The 20,998-nt window shown below is 70.9% G+C and carries 19 protein-coding genes, 1 tRNA gene and 1 pseudogene; 2 read left to right on the top strand and 19 right to left on the bottom strand.

The genetic code is table 11. The annotated features are described in order from the left end of the window. The 4 genes from ACTWQJ_RS21780 to ACTWQJ_RS21765 form a co-directional block, all read right to left on the bottom strand. A partial coding sequence (locus ACTWQJ_RS21780; protein WP_443308283.1) for an FG-GAP repeat domain-containing protein occupies positions 1-2,130 on the bottom strand: 2,130 nt, incomplete at its 3' end. Positions 2,131-2,322: 192 nt separating this feature from the next. Further along, a complete protein-coding gene (locus ACTWQJ_RS21775) occupies positions 2,323-4,446 on the bottom strand; it encodes a DEAD/DEAH box helicase (RefSeq protein WP_443308282.1) in 2,124 nt (707 codons plus the stop codon). A gap of 231 nt (positions 4,447-4,677) precedes the next feature. Then, a complete protein-coding gene (locus ACTWQJ_RS21770) occupies positions 4,678-5,217 on the bottom strand; it encodes a hypothetical protein (protein WP_443308281.1) in 540 nt (179 codons plus the stop codon). Positions 5,218-5,292: 75 nt separating this feature from the next. Beyond that, positions 5,293-5,643, bottom strand: a complete 351-nt coding sequence (locus ACTWQJ_RS21765) for a metallopeptidase family protein (protein WP_129798619.1) — start codon at positions 5,641-5,643, stop codon at positions 5,293-5,295. 106 nt (positions 5,644-5,749) lie between these two features. Between ACTWQJ_RS21765 and ACTWQJ_RS21760 the strand changes: the two genes are divergently transcribed. Both ACTWQJ_RS21760 and ACTWQJ_RS21755 read left to right on the top strand, forming a co-directional pair. Continuing rightward, positions 5,750-7,303 (top strand): metallophosphoesterase family protein, encoded by a 1,554-nt coding sequence (locus tag ACTWQJ_RS21760; protein WP_443308280.1) that lies wholly within the window; start codon positions 5,750-5,752, stop codon positions 7,301-7,303. A gap of 80 nt (positions 7,304-7,383) precedes the next feature. Beyond that, positions 7,384-7,459: transfer RNA gene (locus ACTWQJ_RS21755), tRNA-Glu, on the top strand. Positions 7,460-7,493: 34 nt separating this feature from the next. Here the strand turns inward: ACTWQJ_RS21755 and ACTWQJ_RS21750 are convergent. The 15 genes and pseudogenes from ACTWQJ_RS21750 to ACTWQJ_RS21680 all read right to left on the bottom strand — a co-directional run. Further along, entirely contained in the window at positions 7,494-7,637 is a 144-nt protein-coding gene (locus tag ACTWQJ_RS21750; RefSeq protein WP_443308279.1) for a hypothetical protein, read from the bottom strand. A 16-nt stretch (positions 7,638-7,653) separates the two neighbouring features. Then, positions 7,654-7,899 carry an acyl-CoA carboxylase subunit epsilon gene (locus ACTWQJ_RS21745; RefSeq protein WP_443308278.1) on the bottom strand — a complete coding sequence of 82 codons (246 nt, stop codon included), beginning with the start codon at positions 7,897-7,899 and terminating at the stop codon, positions 7,654-7,656. 31 nt (positions 7,900-7,930) lie between these two features. Further along, entirely contained in the window at positions 7,931-8,869 is a 939-nt protein-coding gene (locus tag ACTWQJ_RS21740) for a hypothetical protein (protein ID WP_443308277.1), read from the bottom strand. Positions 8,870-8,920: 51 nt separating this feature from the next. Continuing rightward, positions 8,921-9,547 carry a DsbA family oxidoreductase gene (locus tag ACTWQJ_RS21735; RefSeq protein WP_443308276.1) on the bottom strand — a complete coding sequence of 209 codons (627 nt, stop codon included), beginning with the start codon at positions 9,545-9,547 and terminating at the stop codon, positions 8,921-8,923. 75 nt (positions 9,548-9,622) lie between these two features. Next, complete coding sequence (locus tag ACTWQJ_RS21730; protein ID WP_443308275.1) at positions 9,623-10,249, bottom strand: putative quinol monooxygenase; 627 nt, start codon at positions 10,247-10,249, stop codon at positions 9,623-9,625. Positions 10,250-10,282: 33 nt separating this feature from the next. Then, positions 10,283-11,149, bottom strand: a complete 867-nt coding sequence (locus ACTWQJ_RS21725; RefSeq protein ID WP_443308274.1) for an NAD(P)H-binding protein — start codon at positions 11,147-11,149, stop codon at positions 10,283-10,285. A gap of 46 nt (positions 11,150-11,195) precedes the next feature. Beyond that, positions 11,196-11,996: a class I SAM-dependent methyltransferase gene (locus tag ACTWQJ_RS21720; RefSeq protein ID WP_443308273.1), complete on the bottom strand. Its 801-nt coding sequence runs from the start codon at positions 11,994-11,996 to the stop codon at positions 11,196-11,198. A 95-nt stretch (positions 11,997-12,091) separates the two neighbouring features. Further along, positions 12,092-12,985: an SCO6745 family protein gene (locus ACTWQJ_RS21715; RefSeq protein ID WP_443308272.1), complete on the bottom strand. Its 894-nt coding sequence runs from the start codon at positions 12,983-12,985 to the stop codon at positions 12,092-12,094. Between the two features lie 31 nt (positions 12,986-13,016). Beyond that, positions 13,017-14,582, bottom strand: coding sequence for an acyl-CoA carboxylase subunit beta (locus tag ACTWQJ_RS21710; RefSeq protein WP_443308271.1), 1,566 nt, complete (start codon positions 14,580-14,582; stop codon positions 13,017-13,019). A 43-nt stretch (positions 14,583-14,625) separates the two neighbouring features. Next, a complete protein-coding gene (locus ACTWQJ_RS21705) occupies positions 14,626-16,083 on the bottom strand; it encodes an MFS transporter (RefSeq protein WP_443308270.1) in 1,458 nt (485 codons plus the stop codon). Between the two features lie 42 nt (positions 16,084-16,125). Beyond that, the gene (locus ACTWQJ_RS21700) at positions 16,126-18,432 is read right to left on the bottom strand and encodes an SDR family oxidoreductase (protein ID WP_443308269.1); all 2,307 of its coding nucleotides are present in this window, start codon (positions 18,430-18,432) and stop codon (positions 16,126-16,128) included. Between the two features lie 2 nt (positions 18,433-18,434). Beyond that, a complete protein-coding gene (locus ACTWQJ_RS21695) occupies positions 18,435-19,379 on the bottom strand; it encodes an aromatase/cyclase (protein ID WP_443308284.1) in 945 nt (314 codons plus the stop codon). A 63-nt stretch (positions 19,380-19,442) separates the two neighbouring features. Next, positions 19,443-20,228 (bottom strand): 3-oxoacyl-ACP reductase FabG, encoded by a 786-nt coding sequence (gene fabG, locus ACTWQJ_RS21690; RefSeq protein WP_443308268.1) that lies wholly within the window; start codon positions 20,226-20,228, stop codon positions 19,443-19,445. Positions 20,229-20,332: 104 nt separating this feature from the next. Then, positions 20,333-20,602 (bottom strand): acyl carrier protein, encoded by a 270-nt coding sequence (locus tag ACTWQJ_RS21685; protein WP_443308267.1) that lies wholly within the window; start codon positions 20,600-20,602, stop codon positions 20,333-20,335. Positions 20,603-20,650: 48 nt separating this feature from the next. Further along, positions 20,651-20,998 (bottom strand): annotated as a pseudogene (locus ACTWQJ_RS21680) (ketosynthase chain-length factor); the annotation flags it as partial.

Here is a 20,998-nt window from a genome sequence, read left to right as displayed (position 1 = left end):
AGTGTCGACGACCTTGCCCGCCGTGTCCCGCACCGTCAGCTCCCAGCTCGCCGACGGCTTCGACAGCAGCACGGTGGTCAGCGTGTCCGGCACGGCGTCCATCTCGTGCCCCTCGACATGAGCGGCGTTCTTCGCCGGCCCCAGCAGCCGCAGCGGCTGCTGGGGCACACCGGACGGTACGAGGTGCACGCGCTGCTGGTCGTCGACGTAGGCGGCGTTGGCGCCCGACTCGTCCACTGTCCAGCGCACGTCGCGCTGTGAGACCCCCGTGTCGGGCAGGTCTCCGATGATCCGGCTCGAGGGCGTGCCACCGGCAACGGTGGTGAGTGTCAGCTTCCCGGCCTGCTTGTCGTGCGTGACGACATACCCGTCGCCGAGCTTCGCCTCGCCCATCGGAACGGGCACGGACTTCTTCGCCGTACGGTCGTAGACACCGGCACGGCCGTCGCAGGTCCAGTACAGGTAGCGGCCGAGCGCCTGGAGTTCGGCGGGCTTGCAGCCGGCGTCGGTGGTGACGGCGGTGGTGGCCTTGGTGGACAGGTTCAGCGCCGTGACCGCGCCCGGGGTCGTCGCCGCCGTCCACAGCACGTCGCCGGAGAGCGCGGCGGCGCCCGTCGTGCGCGTGACCGGATTCCCGTTGTCACCGATCTTGTAGACGTACCGCTCGCCCGGCGTCGCATAGAGCACGTACCGCCCCGACACGTCGGTGATGAGACCGTCGATGGGCACGCTCCGCTCCCAGAGCCCGGCGTCCGTCGGGCCGTTGACTCGGAGCCGGTCGATCTCCGAGCCGTACTCCATCCAGGCGATCCGGCCGTCGGCCGTACCGAAGACCCGCGAGCAGGCGATCTCCTTCTCCGGGCAGGTACCGATCACGACGTCGGACACCATCCGGGGCGTGAACTCGGAGCGCTCGCCGAACTCGGGCGTGCCGGTGGCAGCCACGGTCCGCACGTAGTCGTTGCGCTGCGTGCTCCCGCTGGTGTCCGTGACGACCAGGCGGCCCTGTTCCAAGGAGATGCCCTGGATCGGAGCCGGCGGCTTCGGCAGGGCCTTGAGCTGCGTGACGACTGGCTTGCCGGAGGCGTCCGCGTGGATGCGCTGGATGCCCCAGTCGTCGGCGGCGGTCCGGCCGATGGCCACGGCGGAGCCGTCCGTCGCGGCCGACACGTCGAGACGGGCTGAGGTGAGGAGGGTGACCTCAGCACCGCCCGTGATGGGCTTGGCGGTCACCTGGAGGCTGCCGCTGGGGACGTGGACCAGCCAGTCGCCGACCACTGCGAGGTCGTTGACGTAGTTCATGATGCTGCTGCCGTCGAGAGCCACCTCGACGGGGGCGGCCGACAGGTCGGCCCGGGGCAGCACCACCACCTTGGTGTCCTGCGCCCGGCTGTACACGGCGACGTACTCGGGCGACAGCTTCACGTAGGCGTGGGTGGTGCTCGGCAGCGGTTGGCTCCAGCTCTGCACGCGGCCGGTCGCGCGGTCCACGGACACCACGCGGGCGGTGCCGTCCAGCATCGCGTTGAAGACCACGCCCGAGGCGTCCGCACCGCGCGGGTGCCCCAGCGTCATGCCCTCGGGCGACCCGCTGACCTCGGTGTCGACGACGGTCCCGTCCGCGCCGACGTCCAACAGATGCAGCACCCGCGTGGTCGTGCCGTCCTCGTGCGTGACGGAAGCAGCGGTGACCACCGTGGTGCCGTACACGCCGAGCAGTACCTGCCCCGAGGGCAGCTGGGCGGTACGGGTCGTGCCGTCGACCGGGTTCCACAGGTCGAAACGGCCGCCGCTGTAGCGGTACGCGAGGATGTCGCTGCCCGTGCCGCTCACGCCGATCGCGCCCGTGACCGGCGGCGCCTCGACGGTCTTGCCGTCGGAGTAACGCGTCCACAACAGGCGGGAGTTGTCCTCCACCCGGTGGTACACGCCCTCGCTGCCGACGCCGTCGGTGCCCGTCTGGGTGTCGGGGTAGTGCAGTGCCGCCCCCAGGTTGGTGCTGCGCAACGCGGCCGGCACCACCGTTTCCTGCGGAGTCTCCGCCACCGCCGGAGACGGCAGCAACGGACTCAGCCCGGCCGCGAGCACCGCGGATGCGCCGAGCAGCCGTACGAAGGCATGACGAGCCAAAGAACCCTCCCCTGAAGCGCGAGAGGTGACTGCGACACGCGTCGGATGCTCCCCGCCCCCTGGCGCCACATCCCTCTCAGAAGTCGGCTGATCCTACAGGGATCGCACAGCTTTTCGGCACGGAAAAGCGCCGTGGCCCCAAACCCCGCGAGGGGTGGGGCCACGGCGCCGACAGCTCACTGCCTACCGGCGTCAGCCGTTGCGCTTCCAGCGCGGCTTGTCCTCACGGCGGCCGAAGGAACCGCCACTGCGGTGGTCGTCGCGGCGGCCGTACGGGCGCTCGTGACCGCCGGTGCGGAAGCCCGGGCGGTCGCCCTGGCGGTCCCGGTTGAACGGACGGTCGCTGCCGCGGTGGCCGCCGCGCTCGTCCCGGCGACCGGCGGTGCGGTCGTCACGACGGAAGCCGCCCCGGTCACCGTCACGGCGCTCGAAGGAACGCCCACCACGGTCGTTGTCCCGACGCTCGAAGGAACGCCCGCCACGGTCATCCCGGTCGTCACGGCGGAAGCCGCCCCGGTCACCATCGCGGCGCTCGAAGGAACGCCCACCACGGTCGTTGTCCCGACGCTCGAAGGAACGGCCACCACGGTCACCACGGTCGTCACGACGGAAGCCACCACGCTCGCCGTCCCGGCGCTCGAAGCCACGGTCACGGTCGCGGTCCCGGTTGAACCCGCCCCGGTCGTCCCGACGCTCGAAGGAACGCCCACCACGGTCACCCCGGTCATCGCGACGGAAGCCGCCACGGTCACCCCGCTCCTCGCGACGGAAGCCACCACGGTCACCCCGCTCGTCACGCCGCTCACGACGCTCGTACGACGACGAAGCCTCGGCCCGGTCCACGTCCCGCGCCACCGGCTGCTCGGGCACGGACACCTCGACGGCCTGCGCCACCGCGGCCTGTGCCTCGGCCACCGCCGCCTCGGGGTCCTCGCCCCGCTCGCGTGCGACCCGGGCGACCAGCCGGTCGGCCTCCTCGCGCAGCTCGGCGGCACGGCGCTGCGCCCGCTCCAGCTGCTTGGTGAGCTGGGCGACCTCACGCTCGGCCTGCTGCGCCGCGTTGCCCGCGGACTCGGCCTGCACCTCGGTCATGGAACGGGCGCCGGTGATCTCGGCGACCTCCGGGTCGAAGGCGCCCGCGCCCTGGATGATGTGCCGCGAGGCGTCGACGCCCGCGTCCTCCATCAGCCGGAAGATCTGGCGCCGCTGATGCGGCAGCGCGAGGGAGACGACGGTGCCGGTGCGCCCGGCGCGCGCCGTACGGCCGGCCCGGTGCAGGTAGTCCTTGTGGTCGCCGGCCGGGTCGACGTTCAGGACGAGGTCGATGCCGTCGACGTGAATGCCGCGCGCCGCGACGTCCGTTGCGACCAGGACGTTGACGTAGCCGTCCTTGAAGTCCGCCAGCGTCCGCGTGCGCGCGCCCTGCGTCATACCGCCGTGCAGCGCATCGGCCTTGGCGCCGGCGTCGCGCAGCTGCTCGGCGACCCGGTCGGCGCCGAGCTGGGTGCGGACGAAGATGATGGTGCGGCCCTTGCGGGAGGCGATGGCCGCCGTGACCGGCGCCTTGTCCTTGGGCTTCACGATCAGGATGTGGTGCGACATGGTCGTCACCGCGCCCTGCGCCGCGTCGACCTCGTGCGAGACGGGGTCGTTGAGGTACCGGTCGACGAGGGTCTTGATCTCGTTCTCCATCGTCGCGGAGAACAGCATCCGCTGACCGCCCGCCGGAACCTGGTCGAGCAGCTCCGTCACCTCGGGCAGGAAGCCCAGGTCGGACATCTGGTCGGCCTCGTCGAGCACCGCGATCTGCACGTCCTCGAGGGAGCAGGCACCGCGGTTGATGATGTCGCGGAGGCGACCGGGGGTGGCGACGAGGATGTCGACGCCGCGCTCCAGGGCGTAGATCTGGTTGCCCATCGACGTACCGCCGCAGACGACCTTCATCTTCAGCCCGAGGACGTCCCCGTACGGCTGCAGCGCGTCGGCGACCTGCATGGCGAGCTCACGGGTCGGCGTGAGGATGACGGCGCGCGGCTTGCGCTTCTCGGTGCGACCGCCGGCCAGCGTGGCCAGGGTCGGCAGGCCGAAGGAGAGGGTCTTGCCGGAGCCGGTGCGGCCACGGCCGAGGATGTCCTTCCCGGCCAGGGCGTCCGGGATGGTCGCCGCCTGGATCGGGAAGGGGGTGGTCACGCCGTTCTGCGCGAGCTTGCGCACGACACCCTCGGGGAGGCCGAGGTCCGCGAAGGTCAGCTCGGGGGTTTCCTCGACGGCCTCGTTCTCGGGCACGACGACGTGATCAGTACTGGAAATGGACATGCGTATGCGAAACCTTCCGGAGTCTCGTCGGCACGCGCCCGTCAACTCCGTGATTCGCAATACGACCGCCTCAATGCGGTCCGCCACGGCAAGGGAGAGTACGCGCCACACGGCGCGCTCTGCGTTGGCGCCGGGCAAATGGGATCAAACGATCTGCCACCATACGCACCCACCGCCCCCCATGGCAAACCGAGCTGGTACACCCGGCCCAACGGCCCACCGGCGCGGCACCTAGACCGGCGCCCCGGCCTCCGGCGCCGGCTCGCGCTGCACCAGCTGCGGCCTCGTCTCCTCGTGCGCCGACGACGACGGCTCGGCAACCGTCGGCTCGGGAGACGCCGACGGTTCCGGCGACGGCGGGGGCGGCTCCGGCACAGGACTGGTCCGCGTCGGGCTAGGCGGCGCAGGCGTCGGCGCGGGACCCCCGGGCCCTACGGTCCGCCCCGGCCCGTCCGGCACCGAAGCCGACGCGCTCGCCCCGGGCACGGCCGCCGACCCCGACGGTGCGGCCGACTCGCCCGGCTTCGCCGTGCCGTGCCCCTTCCCGCCCTTGCCGCGCCCGTCCTCGGCCCCGCCCGCGGCCTCTCCGTGCCCGGCGCCACCGTCCGGCTCCACCGACCCCCCGTCGGGCGCCGCACCGCCCCGCTGCCCCGCCGAGTGCGACGGCCTGGCCCGCCCTCCGTCGTCGTCACCCACGCTCATACAGCCGGCGGCAGCGGCGACGGCCACGACGGTGGCGGCCAGGCGGACGGGTACGAGCAAGGGGCGCACGGGCAGCCACCTCCGGGGAGGGTGAAGGAGTCAACGTGCCCAACTCCCGCCGCCCACAAGAGGACACGCGCACGGTCATCCGTATCCCAGGGCGTGCAACCGCGCGTCGTCGATCCCGAAGTGATGGGCGATCTCGTGCACCACTGTGATCTCCGTCTCCGCGACGACGTCCTCCCGCGACACGCAGAACCTCAGCGTCGGCCCCCGGTAGATCGTGATCCGGTCCGGCAGCACCCCGGCGTACCACTCGCCCCGCTCCGTCAGCGGAGTCCCCTCGTACAGTCCGAGCAGCTCGGGATCGTCCACCGGTGGCTCGTCCTCGACGAACACCGCGACGTTGTCCATCAGCCGCGTCAGCTCCGGCGGAATCCGGTCCAGCGCCTCGGCGACCAGTTCCTCGAACTCCTCGCGCGTCATCTCCAGCACAGGCCCATTGTCCGGTACGACACCCCCGTACGAGAGCCGCAGGAGCACTCCGTTACGACCCGCACGGCCCCGCATATCCACCCCCGGACACGGGCATAGGGGACCAATGGCCCGCGTCCCAGCCGCAGTCCTGAACACGATCACCCGCATACGAAGGCCGCGCGGCCTCCGCCCCCACCCCGCGGTCGAACTCGTCTCCCAGCCCCACAACCCCTGGATCCGCGCCCTCGGCCTGATCACAGTCGTCCTGCTGGGCGCCTGGCTCGGTCTGCTGGTCGTCGGCAACGTGCGCGTCCCGGTCGGCCCGATGGACACGACGATGACCCTGCGCCCGTCCCTCGCCGGCGGCACGAAGATCAACGTCTCCCCACTGGGCGCCCTCCACCTGGACAGTCACATCGCCCCGGTCCGTCTGGACGTGAACGTCGACCAGCTCGACCCGGACCGTTCCCAGGCCCTCGTCGACCACCCCGAACGCCTCTCCGGCCTCCAGGACGAGGTCGCCCAGGACGTCGGCCACGGCGCCCTCGACCTGGCGGTGCGCTCCTGTGTGGCCGTGGTCGCGGGCGCCACCGCCCTGGGCCTCGCGGTCTACCGCCGCCCGCGCCGGGCCCTGGCGGCCGGCGGCCTCGCCCTCGCCCTGCTCGCCGCCTCCGGGGTGACCGCGTACGCCTCCTGGAATCCCAAGTCCGTCCTGGAACCGAGGTTCTCCGGCCTGCTCTCCTCCGCCCCCTCCCTGGTCGGCGACGCCCGCAGCATCGTCACCGAATTCGACGTCTACCAGCAGGAGTTGGCCCGCCTGGTGACGAACGTGACGAAGCTCTACGACGCCACCTCCACGCTCCCCGCCTACCAGCCGGACCCCACCACCATCCGCGTCCTGCACGTCTCCGACATCCATCTGAACCCGGCCAGCTGGAAGATCATCGCCTCGCTGGTGGAGCAGTACGAGGTGAACGTGATCGTGGACTCCGGCGACACGATGGACCACGGCACAGCGGCGGAGAACGGCTTCCTGGACCCCATCGAGGACCTGGGCGCCCCGTACGTCTGGGTCCGCGGCAACCACGACTCCCTGATCACCCAGCGCTACCTCGAAGGCCTCAGGAACGTGCACGTCCTGGACGACGGCCGGGCGACGACCATCGCGGGCCTGCGCTTCGCGGGCATCGGCGACCCACAGTTCACCCCCGACCGCACCAACAAACCCGGAGCCGACGCCTCCCAGGAACTGGCCGGCGCCCGCCTGGCCTCGGCGCTGCGCGACCAGCGGGCCGCCGGCACCCCCGTGGACGTGGCCATCGCCCACGAGCCGCCGGCCGCCCGCCAGACCGACGGCGAGGTCCCCCTGGTCCTGGCCGGCCATGTGCACCACCAGGAGATGGAGGTCATGCGGTACGGCACCCGGCTGCGCATCGAAGGCTCGACGGGCGGCAGCGGCCTGCGCGCGGTGGAGGGCGAGCACCCGGACCCGATCGAGGCGTCGATCCTCTACTTCGACCGGGACACCCGCCGCCTCCAGGCCTGGGACGCGATCAGGCTGGGCGGCCTGGGCCTGACGACGGCGGAGGTCAGCCGCCACCTGGTCGAGGAGAACCAGCCGGGAGCCACCCCGTCTCCGACCCCGTCCCCCACTCCCTCGCCCACCCCGTCTCCGTAAACCGTTTTGGCGATCCCTCCCGCCATCCCATATGCTTCTCACGTCCCCGACGCGCTGAGAAGCGCCCAGGCGGGCCGATAGCCCTCATCGTCTAGCGGCCTAGGACGCCGCCCTTTCAAGGCGGTAGCACGGGTTCGAATCCCGTTGGGGGCACCAGATCTCCTGTGCCTGCGGCTCGGTCGCAGGCGCTTCAGTCGACCCCGCGGAAGATGTGAGGGTCGGGATTCTCTCCCTCCTCACCGGCGAGCAGCGCGGGCCGCTGAGTATCCGCCTCTTCGAGGAAATCTTCGAGCGTCAGGTCTTCCTGCTCCAGGCTGTCAGGGAACGGCAGCATCAAGCTCCTCCGTCGTTCACGCAGCCCGTCCGCTCCAGCGTGCGGTGGGGCTCTGCCAGCTGCACGGAGTGCGGTGGTGGCCGGACATGCGCTCCAGGCGCCGCCAGCGGGCGACGCTGCGGACCTCGTCCGTCTCGGCGTCGTCCGCCGGTACCGCGATCCGGGCGAGCAACACCGCGGTCAGCACGGCCACTTCGTATTCGTCGGGGGCACCGCTCTCGATCCGTATGAGCGTCTCACCCGTCGTGCCGGGCAGGTTCATGGTCTTCTCCTCCGTCGCAACCGTCGTAAGGTCACTGGACCTCGAAGATCTTCCAGTGGCCACGCTTGATGAGGCTGCTGCCGTCCTTGGCGTCGCTGAAGAAGTCGACGACCACGTAGCGGCCGGGCTGCAGCGTGAGTTGGAGCAGCGAGGTCTCCCCCACGTTCATGGGCAGACCGCCGGTTCCCTGCTCCAGGTCGAGGGGGCCGGTGTAGTCCGGGAACGCACCGGTGTCGCCGAAGTCGTTGACGTAGTCCTGGACGTCCTGCTCTGTGACGTCGTCCGCGAGGCGGAAGAAGATGGCCTCGATGTTCTGGCCCTCGGGCATCTCGTTGCGGAAGAGGATCGGACGGCCCGCGCGCACGGTGCCGTCGAGGATCCAGCGCGGCCGGCCGTCGATCATCTTGCCGGTGAGGGAGGCGGTGGGGGCCGGCGCGGTGCCGGTTCCGGCGGTGCCGCTGACCGTCAAGGTGCTGTGGCGCGGGTTCTCGTCGCGGATGTTGCGGTAGTCGAAGAACCAGTACGTGCCGGGCGTCAGGGTCCTGGTGAAGGAGGCCGGGAGGTTCGGGTGGATCACCGTGCCGCCGAGCAGCTCCGCCTTCTGCTGCATCTCGGCGCTGCCCTCGACGATGTCGGGCCCGACCGCGTTGATGATCTTCAGCAGGGAGGAGCGGAAGCTCTCGAAGGAGACGCCGGGCTTGGGACGGACCAGCGATATCCAGCCCGAGGCGGGGTCAGTGGTGGACACCCGGAACGTGGTCAGGCCCGGGCGCGCGGTGGTCGGGGCGGACAGTCCGTCGACCGAGGACCTGAGCTCCAGGACCTGAGGGGCCTGCTCCTCGACGGCGGCCCGGTCCGCGGCCGGGGCGGTCAGGGGCTGGGCAGCGGCGGCGCTCGGGCCCGTCGTGGCGGTGAGGACGAGTAACGCGCCGGCGGCGGTGGCTGCCCAGGTGTGACGTATGCGTCGCATGAGTTCTCCTTTGGGTACGGAGTGGAGTGCGGGTGGGTTGGAACGGCGGAGTCAGCCGGCAGCGGCCTCGAAGGCCCGCCGGAACGTCTCCTCCGGCTGGGCGCCGGTCAGGACGACCCCGCCGCCGAAGGTGAAGACCGGTACGCCTCGGACGCCGGAAGCCAGCACCCGGGCCAGTTCGGCGCGCAACTCCTCGGCGCCGTCCGCGCTCGGCCGTACGCCGATCTCGGTGGCCAGGCTGTCGAGAACTGCGCGGTCGCCGATGTTCAGCCCGTCGGTCAGATAGGCCCGGAAGATGCGCTCGGCCATCGGCTCGCCCAGCCCCTGGCGGGCGGCAGCGGCCAGGAGGCGGTGGGCCTCGAAGGTGTTCACATGTACGGCGCGCCCGAAGTTCAGCTCCAGGCCGTCCTTGGCGCCGACGGCAGCCATGCTCTCGGTGGCCTGCGCGGCCGCCTCGGCGCTGCCGAAGAAGCCGAGGTGCACCTCGGACAGCGGACGGCCCTGCGGCGGTGCGTCGGGCGAGACCTGGAAGGGGCGGAACACCACGTCGACTTCGCCGCCCGCCGCCCGGTGCCGGTCGGCGACCCGCTCGAAACGGGTGAATCCGATGTAGGAGTGGACACAGGTGAGGTCGAGAACGATCTCGACCCGCACGGACGTGCTCGTGACGGCGGTCATGGCTGTGCGGTCCTTCGGTTCGTCGTGCTCTGGAGTCGTGCTCTGGAGTCGTGCTCTGGATGCGTACGGCCGGGTTCAGGCGGCCGCGATGTCGGCGGCCACGGTGCACAGCACGTATTCGGGCGGGGCGGCTTCGAGACGGGCGATCTCCTCCTGCCCCTCGGAGATCCTCGGATCGGCCATCCACGCGCGGTACGAGTCCTCGGTCGCCCACATCGCGTAGTTGACGAAGGTGAGGCCGTCCGGGGTGATGTGCGGCGTGGCCGAGATGAAGCCCTTGTGGTGGCGCTTCCACGCGCCGCTACGGGCCAGCAGGTCGGCCAGGGCGTCATAGGAGCCGGGGTGCAGGTAGCGCGTGGCGACAGCCAACCGGCCGGGCTGCGCGCCGAGTTGGGGCCCGTGAAGGCCGGGGGCGGGAGTGCCCCCGAAGGCCTTCGCTGTCTGCACGCCGGGCCTGTTGGCCAGTTCCTTCAGCCGGTCGGCGGCAGCGTGGTGATCGGCGGCGTCACGCCAGAGGCAGCGGTGGATCACCGTACGACGGTCGTCGCTGACATGGACGCGGGAGGCGATGAATCCCCGGCTGTGGCGCAACCGCCCTGCCGCCTCGGTGACGAGGGCCTCGACCAACTCGTCGGCCGTCCGGGGCACTTCGGCCGTCAGCGTGTCGAAGGTGACGAAGCCGGGCTCGGGCAATTGTGTCATCGGAAAACTCCGTAAGGGGTCTCGGTGAGCCGCTCAGCTGAACATGTCGGCGTGCTCGACCACCCAGTCACGGAAGGTGCGGGCCGGCTTGCCGGTCACCTCTTCCACGACGTTCGAGCCGACCTCCGGCGTTCTGGTCAGCGTCTCGAAGTAGTCGAGCGCCCCGTCGGCGTACGAGGGCGGCCAGCCGGCGTCCACCATGGCCTTCCGGGCGGCGTCGTGCTCGATGTCCTTCCAGGTGAGCTCACGCCCGGTTACCTCGGCGATGACCTTCAGCTGCCCTGCCTGGGACAGCTGCTCCGGGCCGGAGACGAGGTACGCCTTGCGAGCGTGCCCCTCGCTGGTGAGCGCCTTGGCTCCGACGGCGGCGAGGTCCGACTCGTGGACAGAGGTGCGGGTGGCCGCGCCGTACGGGAAGCGCACCACGTCGCCGCTACGGACCTGCGCGGCGAAGGTCATGGCGGCGTTGCAGTGAAATCCGGTGGTCCGCAGGAAGGTCCACTCCAGGGTGGTCCCCTCCAGCAGCTTCTCGATGTATGCGTGGCAGTTGTTGTCGACGGGCTCCAGGCCGATGTGCACGCCGACGGACGAGACGAAGGCGACGCGGCGGGCCGTGGTCTCGATCTTGCTCAGCACCGTGGGCGCGGTGTCGACCGGGAGGGAGAAGAACGGCCACATGAGGAAGACGCCGTCGACACCGTCCAGGGCGGCGTCGAGGCTGTCCGGGTCACCGAGGTCGCCGTGGAAGATCTCGACGCCGTCGGGGAGCCGGCCGATGTTGGGGTCGTCCGGGAGGACCAGCGCACGGACCCGGGCGTCCGCTTCGAGCAGATGGGCCACCGCGTGCGGGCCGACGTTTCCCGTAGCGGCGGTGACAAGTACGACGTTCTGTGCGGTCATGAGTGCTCTCCCTCGTGCTTCCTCGTGCGTGATTCCTGGTCCGCGCTTACTCCGCCGGGCGCCGCGCCCACGCCGAGACCATCAGCGTCGTCATGTCCCGCCCCTCCGGGCGGCCGAGCAGGCCCATGAAGTCCGCGAGTTCGTCGGCGGTCACCATGCCGCCGTCGACCAGGGCATGGCCTTCCTGCCGGAGCCGCAGGCCGATCAGTTCGTCGTCGGCGGGGGACTGGCCGGGGCCCGCGGGAGTCAGGCGCAGGCCGACCGACTCCAGGCCGGCCCGGGCCAGGGCGGCCGGCAGGTGGCGCGCCCAGCCCATGTCGGCGCCCTGATCCTCCATGCGGCGCACGTATCCGCCGACGAGGGTGCGCCCCACGGCGGTCGCGGCGTGCTCGGCGGGCAGGTAGTAGAAGTCCTCCACGACCAGCCAGCCGCCGGGGGCCAACCAGCGCGTAGCACGGGTCAGCAGGGCATCGGGGTCCTTGAGGTGCTCGACCACGGCCCGGGCGAGTACGAGATCGTAGGCGCCCTCCTCGAACTCCTCGGAGACAATATCTGCCTGATGTACCGTCAGGTTTGCGGCGCGATGCGATTCCAGCCTGCTGACGTCGATGTCGACGGCGAGTACCTCGCCTTCGGGCGCCCGCTCCGCCAGCCAGTAGGACATCGAACCGGCACCGGCGCCCAGCTCTAGGCACCGCGGGGCCTGGTCCAGGGGGAGCGCTTCGATGATGGCGCGGGTCACCGGGTCGTATTTCCGCTCGAACAGCCGGAGTTGGTCGAGTGGGGAGAAAGTTCCCCGGGTCAGCGATCCCGTGCTGTACGCCTCTGCCGAAGCACCGTCCGCCATATCAAATGCCTCTCCAATGGGGGATTCCGCCATAAGCCTCTTCGGTGACACGGACCGGTTCAAGAATTCCCGTGTCAGATGTGTCCGCTGCTGTGTCACGTCTTCGTCAAATCCGCAGGCAGAAAGAAGGACGCGAGCCCCGGGGGGAATGTTCCGGCCGTTCCGGCAATCCGGACGAATTCCTCGGTGATCCTGGTGAGTTCCGCGACGCCCTCCGCACCGAGGTGCTGGTACGGCTCCCGGTCCGCGCGGTCGGTCTCCTCCTCCAGCTCCTGGCGGAGCCGGACGCCCTGTGGGGTCAGCGTCCCGTCCTCGGCCAGCAGCCCGCGCCCTCGCAGCCGTTCCTCGGCCTCGGACCATTCCTGCTCGGTCCAGCCGCGCGAGGTCATGACCGACTCACTCGGCATTCCCGCGCCGCTCGCGGAGTGCGAGACCAGCGCCTCCAGTCCGTCCAGGCCGGCCGCGCTCAGGGCGGCGACATGGCCGTCCCCACGGTGCTCCCGCAGCAGGGTGGCCGCGTACCAGAGCGCCAGGTGCGGCTCGTCGGGCACGGGCTGGTCGGCGTGCGCCGCGTACATCGGGCGGCCGGGACGACCGCAGGCCTCGACGGCCCGCAGCGCCAGCCGGGCCGCCTCCCGCATCGGGCGTGCGGTGAGGGCCTCCACTCCGAACGCCCGGCGCAGGATGGCGTCGGCCGCGCGCAGCCGGGCGGCAACCGCCTCCTCGGGAGGCACCCGGTCCCAGAGGGCGGGAAGATGCCGGGCGATCGTGTCGTACCGGAAGTTGTAGAACAGGGCGGTGACCACGCCTGGCCCCACGCGGCCCAGCGCCGCGGCCCGGCCTGCCAGGTACCAGTCCATCGGGTCGTCGATGCCCTTGCCGGCCAGCTCCCGGCCGAGGTCGGGTCCGAAGTACACGGTGGAATGAAGCGTGTTCAGTGCGTTCTGGCACTGCCGGGCGGGCGGCCCGGTCGGCGGTGTCACGGTCATGGCTCCGTTCCTGTGACTGCCACTTCTTCTGCTACTGCGGGGGGTTGCCGTGCTTGCGCGTCGGCAGGTCGGCGTGCTTGGCCCGCAGCATCGAGAGCGAGCGGATCAGCACCGACCGGGTCTCGCGCGGGTCGATGACGTCGTCGATGAGGCCGCGTTCGGCGGCGTAATAGGGGTGCATGAGCTCGGACTTGTACTCCGCGATCCGCTGCTCCCGCACGGCCTGCGGGTCCTCGGCGGCGTTGATCTCGCGCCGGAAGACCACGTTCGCCGCGCCCTCCGCGCCCATCACCGCGATCTCGTTGGTGGGCCAGGCCAGCGCCAGGTCGGCGCCGATGGAGCGGGAGTCCATGACGATGTAGGCGCCGCCGTACGCCTTGCGCAGGACCAGTGAGATCCTCGGCACGGTGGCGTTGCAGTAGGCGTACAGCAGCTTGGCTCCGCGCCGGATGATGCCGTTGTGCTCCTGGTCCACACCGGGCAGGAAGCCGGGCACGTCGACCAGGGTGACCAGCGGGATGTTGAACGCATCGCAGAACTGGACGAAGCGGGCGCCCTTCTCGGAGGCCTCGATGTCCAGCACACCCGCCATGGAGGCGGGCTGGTTGGCGACGATGCCGACGACATGGCCGTCGAAGCGGGTCAGGGCGCAGACGAGGTTGGTGGCCCAGGCCGGGTGCACCTCGAAGTACTCGCCGTCGTCGACGATCTCCTCGATCACCTTCCGGATGTCGTACGCCTGCCCCGAACCGGCCGGAACCAGATCGAGCAGGGCGTCGCACGCCCGGTCGGCCGGGTCGGCACAGGGCGTGACCGGCGACAGCTCCCGGTTGTTGGCGGGCAGCAACGACAGGAGATAGCGCACGTCCTCCAGGCAGTGCTCCTCGTCGTCGTACGCGAAGTGGGAGACGCCCGAGACACCGGCGTGCACATCGGCGCCGCCGAGGCCGTTCTGCGTGATCTCCTCGCCGGTCACGGCCTTGACGACATCGGGGCCGGTGATGAACATCTGCGAGGTCTCGCGGACCATGAACACGAAGTCGGTGAGCGCGGGGCTGTAGGCGGCGCCGCCCGCGCAGGGGCCGAGCATCACCGAGATCTGCGGGATGACGCCGGAGGCCCTGGTGTTGCGCTGGAAGATGCCGCCGTACCCTGCCAGCGCGGTGACGCCCTCCTGGATACGGGCGCCCGCACCGTCGTTCAGGCTGACCACCGGCGCGCCGGCGGCCTCGGCCAGGTCCATGATCTTGTGGATCTTCTGAGCGTGGGCCTCGCCGAGCGCGCCGCCGAAGATCCGGAAGTCATGGGCATAGACGAAGACCGTACGACCGTGCACGGTGCCCCAGCCGGTGATCACACCGTCACTGTACGGCTTCTTGTGCTCCAGCCCGAAGCCGCTCGCCCGGTGCCGCCGCAAGGGCTCGACCTCGGTGAACGATCCCTTGTCCAGGAGCAGTCCGATCCGCTCGTGCGCGGTCAGCTTGCCCTTGGCGTGCTGGCGTTCGGTGGCGGCCGGATCGGGTCCGCCGCGCGCCGATTCCTTGATCGCGGTCAGCTCGTCGGTGCGGGACCTGAGGCTTTCTTCTGCAATCGGCATGGTGTCGTGCCCTCTCCCTGGGGTAGGTGTGATCGCGGCCGTGTCACGCCCGGTGCCGGCCCGTCTCGTCCCTCGGTCTGCCGTCCGGGTCGACGTCTCGTTCGGCGTGGGGTTCCCTTCGTGTCAGGCCGTACAGGGCGACGAGGAAACCGAACAGGCCGACGGCCGTGACCAGCCCGAGGGCGGGCCCGTAACCCGAGGGGTACAGCGCGGCGGTCAGCCCGATCATGAGCGCGGCGCCCAGCTGGACGGCGGTCTGGTACAGCCCGCTCGCCTCCGCCTGCCGGGGTGCGGGCACCGAGCCGGTGGCCTGGAGGTGCAGCGCCGCGAAGGCGAGCACGAACGCGACGCCGACGAACAGCATGGTGGGCAGTACGTCGACGGCGTACCGCACGTCCGAGGGGGCGTCACGCGGGTAGAGCAGGTAGCCGGCCGGTGCGGCGGCGGCGCCGGCCGCGATCAGCCGGGCCGGACCGAACCGGGCCGCGACGCGGCCGGAGTGGAGTGCGGTGAGGGCGAGCGGGACGCTGGCCGGGAGGAACGCGAGCCCGGTCTCCAGCGAGCTCCATCCGGCGCGTCGCTGGAGGTGCAGGGTGCTCAGCAGGAGCAGGCCCAGATACGAGCCGTTCAGCGCCGCCGCTCCGAGCGCGGAGCGCACCAGCGGGCCCTGGGTAAGCAGGCCCAGGCTCAACAACGGCTTCTCAGCGGTCAGTTCGGCGCGGAAGTACACCGCGGCGAGCAGTGCCGCGAGGACGAATGCGCCGATCGTGCGCGAGTTCTCCCAACCGGTGCCGGGCACGGAGACGATCGCGTACACCAGCATCAGCGTGGCACCGGTGAGGGCGAGGGCGCTGGGGACGCCGTACCGTCTCGCTGTGCTTCTGCCCGGTGGGTCGTGCGGGATCAGCCGCAGCCCGGCGGCGAACAGCAGCAGGACGACCGGCGCCGGGAAGGCGAAGGCCCAGCGCCAGCTCGCCTCGGTGAGCAGCCCGGACAGCAACAGCCCGGCGGAGAAGCCGACCGCACCGAAGAAGGAGTAGACCGACACCGCCCGGCCGCGCGCGGGGCCCTGGGGGAACACCGCGAGGATGATGGCCAGCCCGGTCGGTGCGGTGAGCGCCGCGCACGCGCCCTTCACGAGGCGGGTGCCGACCAGCGGCACCGCGCTGTCCACGACGCCGGCCGCCAGGGACGCGGCGGCGAAGACCAGCAGGGCGGCGAGGTAGACGGGACGTCGTCCGAGCAGCGCGACCAGTCGGGAGCCGAACAACAGCAGCCCGCCGAAGCCGACGGCGAATCCGCTGACCACCCACTGCACCTGCGCCACCGGCAGGCCGAGGTCGGCGCTCACGGAGGGCAGCGCCACCAGTGCCACGGACACCTCGAGGGCGTCGATGAGCATGTTGCCGGCGAGCACGAACAGCAGGCCCCACAGGGCCGGGCTCCACCGCTCGCCGGCCACTGTGGGCACGGTGGTCCCCGGAGTCGTCGAAGGTGTCATGGTCCCGTTCCGCCGGATTGGTTGGGTGACGGCAGGGGCGGCTCAGCCGAGCAGGGTGCCCCCGGTGGCGTCGACGAAGGAGCCGGTGATCCAGCGGGCCTCGTCGGTGGCGAGGAACGTCACGATGTCGGCGACGTCCTCCGGTTCGCCGACCCGGTTGAAGGTGGACAGCTTCGCCATCTGCTCCACCGCCTCCGGTATGCCGAACACCGGGTTGTCGTTGCGCGTGATGCCGGGCGCCACGCTGTTGATGGTGATGTTGCGCGGGCCGAGGAGCTTCGCGTAGTGCAGCGCGAGCTGGTCGACGGCACCCTTCGTCATCGCGTACGCGATCTCCTCCGGGTTCGCGAAACGGGTGAGGCCGGATGTGATGTTGATGATGCGTCCGCCGTCGGGCATGTTCTTCAGGGCCCGCTGGATCAGGAAGAACGGCGCCTTGGCGTTGACGGCAAAGAGCCGGTCGAACTGTTCGGGCGTGGTGTCCTCGGGCTTGACGCCGCCCATGGCACCGGCGTTGTTGACCAGGATGTCCAGGTCCGTGGACCCGGTGCGCTCCCGCAGTCCGCTCTCCAGGCCCAGGAACAGCTCGTGGACGTCACCGCCGACGCCGAGCTCGGCGCGTACGGCGAAGGCGCGGCCGCCGTCCTTCTCGATCAGGGCGACGACCTCGTCGGCCGAGTCCTGGCTGGAGCTGTAGTGGACGGCGACGAGGGCGCCCTCCTGGGCCAGCCGCAGGGCGGTGGCACGACCCATGCCACGGCTCGATCCGGTGACTAGCGCGGTCTTGCCGATGAGCCTGCTCATGTGTGTACTCCGATTCCTCGTTGTCCTCTGGGGGCTCTGGGTGCTCTGGGGGCTCTTCGCCAGTGCGGTGGCTGGGGCCGGTACGCGCGGTCGGCCGAACCACCGGGTCAGGGCTGTCGTGATGTCCGTGTTCTCGCTCTCCGTGCTGTTGGTGCTGTGGGTCCACACCACATGGCCGTCGGGCCGTGCCAGGAGGGCGACGGTGTCCGCCGGGATCTCCTCGGGCCGGGAGACGGCCGTCACCGTGTCCACGACGTCCGCCCAAGGGGCAGCGACGGTGCGCAGCTCCTCCCGCCGGTCCTCGTCACCTGGCAGCAGGAGCAGCACACCGCGGCCGGCGGTGGTGGGGACGTCGCCGTACGGCAGGCGGCGGCCGAGCAGCGGATGCCGGCCGGGTCCGACGTCGTACCGGATGTCGAGGCCGCTGATCATTCCGGCCAGGTGAGCGCGTACGTTCCCGCTGACGGCGATCAGCTCGCCGAAGACCTGGCGGACCGCGTCGACCTCGGCGGAACCGAGCAGCAGCAGGGCCTGGGCCCGGATGTTGCTGAGCGTCCGGCGGCCGACGGCGTGCCGCTCGTCGTGGTAGCTGTCGAGCAGGCCGTCGCCGGCCCGGCCACGCACCCGGGCGGCCAGCTTCCAGCCGAGGTTGACGGCGTCCTGCAGGCCCAGGTTGAGCGCCTGGCCGCCGATCGGCATCTTCTGGTGAGCCGCGTCACCGGCCAGGAACAGCCGGCCGTCGCGGTAGCGGACGGCCTGCCGGTACGCGTCGCCGAAGGAGTTCACCCACAGCGGGGTCCCGTGGCCGATGTCCTCGCCCGTGACCCGCTTCCAGCTGTCGACGACATCCTGGAACCGCGGCTGCGTGCCGCGTGGTGCGGCGCCGAACTCGTGCACCATCACCCGCGTCACTCCGTCGGGACGCCGGGCCGCGATGGCCAGTCCGCCCGCCAGCCGCTGGAAGCGGCGGTCGGGGATGTCGATGCCGGCCACGTCGGCACGCAGCAGCTCACGGGCGGCGTCGGCGCCCGGGAAGTCGAAGCCTCCAAGGCGGCGTACGGCACTGTGTTCGCCGTCGCAGCCGACGACGTACCGGGCCCGGAAGACCCGGGTCGTTCCGTCCCGGAGGCGGACCTGGGCCTCGGCATGGTCCTCGGTCACGGTCAGCCTGGTCAGCTCGTGACCACGCCGGATGTCCGCACCCAGATCCCGCGCCCACTCGCCCAGCAGCTCCTCCAACCGGGTCTGCAGGACCTTCCACTGGCCCGGATGACGGCCGGGCAGCGTGAGGTCGAGCGGGATGCCGCCGAAGTGGCCCCTGCGGTCGTTCGGCACCTCGCCGAGGGGACGCAGCAGACCCCGGCCGGCGAGGATCTCCATGGTGCGGGCGTGCAGGGTGGACGCCCTCGACTCGGTGGTCGGCGCGGTGAGCTTCTCGAGGACCATCACGTCCGCGCCGGCCGTCCGCAGCTCCCCGGCGAGCATCAGCCCGACGGGGCCCGCGCCGACCACGATCACCTCGGTTGCGGTGCGGTCCTCGGTCATGGTCAGGCCCTGGCTTCCGCGTAGTCCTTGGCGTGGCCGAGGGTGGCGCGACTGTTGGTGCTGAGCGCCGCCCGCACGTACTCCCGGGCATCGGCGACAGTGGCGTCGGCGCCGAGGATGCGGGGGATGTTCTCGGTGTTGATGGTGACGGTGTGCTGCGAGGACGCGGCGACGCCGGTGCCGGTCTCCGCGAACGTCCAGTAGCCGGTGTGCAGAGTCATCAGCGCCGGCAGGGTGATCTGCTTGTAGGCGATCTTCCGGTGCGGGAAGGTCACCCGGTACGACTTGGTGGTGTGCACCGAGCCGTCCTTGGCCCGGGTGTCCATCTCCAGCGTCTGCAGGCCCGGGGTGTCCTCGTCGAGCCGGACCTTGGCCACGTGCGGGAGCCGCTCGGACCACAGGTGGGCGTCGTTGACGAAGTCGTAGACGTCCTTGGCCGAGCCGGCGATGTGCACTGTGTCCTCGAAGGAGAACGTCAAGTCCGCTGCAGCATGGGCCAGTTCGACGTTCGTCTGCAACGCGGCCAGCTCGGAGCGGGAGTTGCGGTCGACGGCCTCGTCGATCCACTTCAGGCTCTCCGGGTCGTCGTCGACGGCCCGGTAGTCGTGCAGCAGCCGCACGCGGGACGTGGAGCCGGAGAGGGGCTCGATGACCCAGGTGCCGCCCATCGAGGCGACCGGCGGCGCGGAGACCTCCTGACGGAAGCCGATCCGCAGCTGATCCGGATCGAGGGTGCGACGCGACGTCCAGTTCTTCGGCTCGCCGTTGGCGGTGGCCCAGATGCGGATGCGTTCGGTGCGGTCGTTCTTCTCGACATGGTCGACGTGGATGGTCGGCGGAAAGATCCTCGGCCAGTTCTCCACCTCGGCGATCAGCCGGTAGACGGCATTGGCCGGGGCCGAGACCGTGATCTCGTGCTCCACCTCGCGCAGGCCCGGGTTTGGCATGCTCATGTTCCTCGGCTCTCCTGGGGGTTTCCTCGGGTTCATGGGTCGGCTCGTCCGGTCGGATCAGAAGTTGCCGAGTCCACCGCAGACGTTGAGGGCCTGCGAGGTGATGGAGGCGGCGGTGTCGGAGGCCAGGTACCCGACCAGGCCGGCCACCTCCTCGGGGGTGGAGTAGCGGCCCAGCGGGATCTTCGACTGGAACTTCTGCAGGATCGCGTCCTCACTGGTGTCGTACGCGGCCGCGTAGCCTTGCCGGACGCGCTGCGCCATCGGTGTCTCGACGTAGCCGGGGCAGACGGCATTGACGGTGATGCCGGTGGGGGCCAGCTCGTTGCCGAGCGCCTTGGTGAAACCGACGACGCCGTGCTTGGAGGCGGAGTACGGGGCGCCGAGTACGACGCCCTGCTTGCCCGCGGTGGAGGCGACGTTGATGATCCGGCCGCGCTGCTTGTGGCGCATGCCGCCGGTGGTGAGGACCTCGCGGGTCATCCGGAAGACGCTGTTGAGGTTGGTGTCGATGACGTCGTCCCAGAGCTCGTCCGCGATGTCGGCGGTGACCCCGCCACCGCTGCGACCGGCGTTGTTGACCAGCACGTCCACGGCGCCGAAGCGCTCGACGGCGGCCTGCACGAAGGCGCGGCAGTCGTCGGACGAGCGGACGTCCAGGGTGGTGCCGTCGACCTGAAGGCCTTCGTCCTGCAGTTCCTTGACGGTGGTGGCGACGTTCTCGGCGTTGCGCGCGCCGATGAACACGCGGTGCCCCGAGGAGGCCAGGAGGCGGGCGACGGCAAGGCCGATTCCGCTGGTCGCGCCGGTGACGAGGGCGACTGGCTGGTCCTGCTGCGACATGTGTCTCTCCAGTGAGGGTGGCGGGTATACGGGAGCGGCCGCGCGGGGGCGGGCGGCCGCTCCCGGACGCTTGACGCGACGGGACGCTTGACGCGGCCGGGCGCTCAGGCGGTGACGGCGTCCTTGAGGACGTCGTTGATCGCCGCGACGAGGGCGCGCGGGGTGGGATGCTCGGCGAAGATGTCGTCGTCCAGGGAGACGCCGTACTCGCGCTCGATCCGGCCGGCGGTCTCCAGCAGGGCGAGCGATTCGTAGCCGAGGTTCTCGAAGGTGATGTCGAGGATGTCGCCGTCGATGTCCACACCCTCGTCGGCACCGGCGCCCTCCAGGAGGATGCGCTTGAGGGCGTCGAAGGTGAATTCGCGGTCGGACATGCAGGGTCCTTTCGTGGGTTGGGAAGGTGTGTCCGCGTGGCTGCGGAATCAGTCCGCCGCCCTGACCACCACCGCCGAGTTGAAGCCGCCGTACCCCCGTGCCAGCACAAGTGCCGTGCGCACCGGAGTGCTGCGCGGCTGTGCGGTCACCAGGTCGATGGCGTACTCGGGGGACAGCTCCACGTTGGTGGTGGGTGGGATCAGGCCCTCGCGGATCGCCAGTACGGCGGAGACCACGTCCACGGGGGCGCCGCCGGAGTAGAGGCGGCCGGTCATCGTCTTGGGCGCGGTGACCGGGACGCCGGACGGCCCGAAGACGGCGTTGATCGCGTCGGCCTCCTCGCGGTCCAGCCGGGGCGTGCCCGCGGCGTCCGCGAAGACCACGTCGACCTCGCG

It is taken from the genome of Streptomyces sp. KR55, assembly GCF_052245645.1.
Taxonomy (GTDB): domain Bacteria; phylum Actinomycetota; class Actinomycetes; order Streptomycetales; family Streptomycetaceae; genus Streptomyces; species Streptomyces flavusporus.
This window is presented reverse-complemented; position numbering and strand designations above follow the sequence as displayed.

What these genes read in the sequence shown, in the direction of transcription:
- ACTWQJ_RS21775 (WP_443308282.1), bottom strand. Translation starts at nt 4,446, where the DNA reads ATGTCCATTTCCAGTACTGATCACGTCGTCGTGCCCGAGAACGAGGCC.
- ACTWQJ_RS21760 (WP_443308280.1), top strand. Translation starts at nt 5,750, where the DNA reads ATGGCCCGCGTCCCAGCCGCAGTCCTGAACACGATCACCCGCATACGA.
- ACTWQJ_RS21750 (WP_443308279.1), bottom strand. Translation starts at nt 7,637, where the DNA reads ATGCTGCCGTTCCCTGACAGCCTGGAGCAGGAAGACCTGACGCTCGAA.
- ACTWQJ_RS21745 (WP_443308278.1), bottom strand. Translation starts at nt 7,899, where the DNA reads ATGAACCTGCCCGGCACGACGGGTGAGACGCTCATACGGATCGAGAGC.
- ACTWQJ_RS21740 (WP_443308277.1), bottom strand. Translation starts at nt 8,869, where the DNA reads ATGCGACGCATACGTCACACCTGGGCAGCCACCGCCGCCGGCGCGTTA.
- ACTWQJ_RS21735 (WP_443308276.1), bottom strand. Translation starts at nt 9,547, where the DNA reads ATGACCGCCGTCACGAGCACGTCCGTGCGGGTCGAGATCGTTCTCGAC.
- ACTWQJ_RS21730 (WP_443308275.1), bottom strand. Translation starts at nt 10,249, where the DNA reads ATGACACAATTGCCCGAGCCCGGCTTCGTCACCTTCGACACGCTGACG.
- ACTWQJ_RS21725 (WP_443308274.1), bottom strand. Translation starts at nt 11,149, where the DNA reads ATGACCGCACAGAACGTCGTACTTGTCACCGCCGCTACGGGAAACGTC.
- ACTWQJ_RS21720 (WP_443308273.1), bottom strand. Translation starts at nt 11,996, where the DNA reads ATGGCGGACGGTGCTTCGGCAGAGGCGTACAGCACGGGATCGCTGACC.
- ACTWQJ_RS21715 (WP_443308272.1), bottom strand. Translation starts at nt 12,985, where the DNA reads ATGACCGTGACACCGCCGACCGGGCCGCCCGCCCGGCAGTGCCAGAAC.
- ACTWQJ_RS21710 (WP_443308271.1), bottom strand. Translation starts at nt 14,582, where the DNA reads ATGCCGATTGCAGAAGAAAGCCTCAGGTCCCGCACCGACGAGCTGACC.
- ACTWQJ_RS21705 (WP_443308270.1), bottom strand. Translation starts at nt 16,083, where the DNA reads ATGACACCTTCGACGACTCCGGGGACCACCGTGCCCACAGTGGCCGGC.
- ACTWQJ_RS21700 (WP_443308269.1), bottom strand. Translation starts at nt 18,432, where the DNA reads ATGACCGAGGACCGCACCGCAACCGAGGTGATCGTGGTCGGCGCGGGC.
- ACTWQJ_RS21695 (WP_443308284.1), bottom strand. Translation starts at nt 19,379, where the DNA reads ATGCCAAACCCGGGCCTGCGCGAGGTGGAGCACGAGATCACGGTCTCG.
- fabG (WP_443308268.1), bottom strand. Translation starts at nt 20,228, where the DNA reads ATGTCGCAGCAGGACCAGCCAGTCGCCCTCGTCACCGGCGCGACCAGC.
- ACTWQJ_RS21685 (WP_443308267.1), bottom strand. Translation starts at nt 20,602, where the DNA reads ATGTCCGACCGCGAATTCACCTTCGACGCCCTCAAGCGCATCCTCCTG.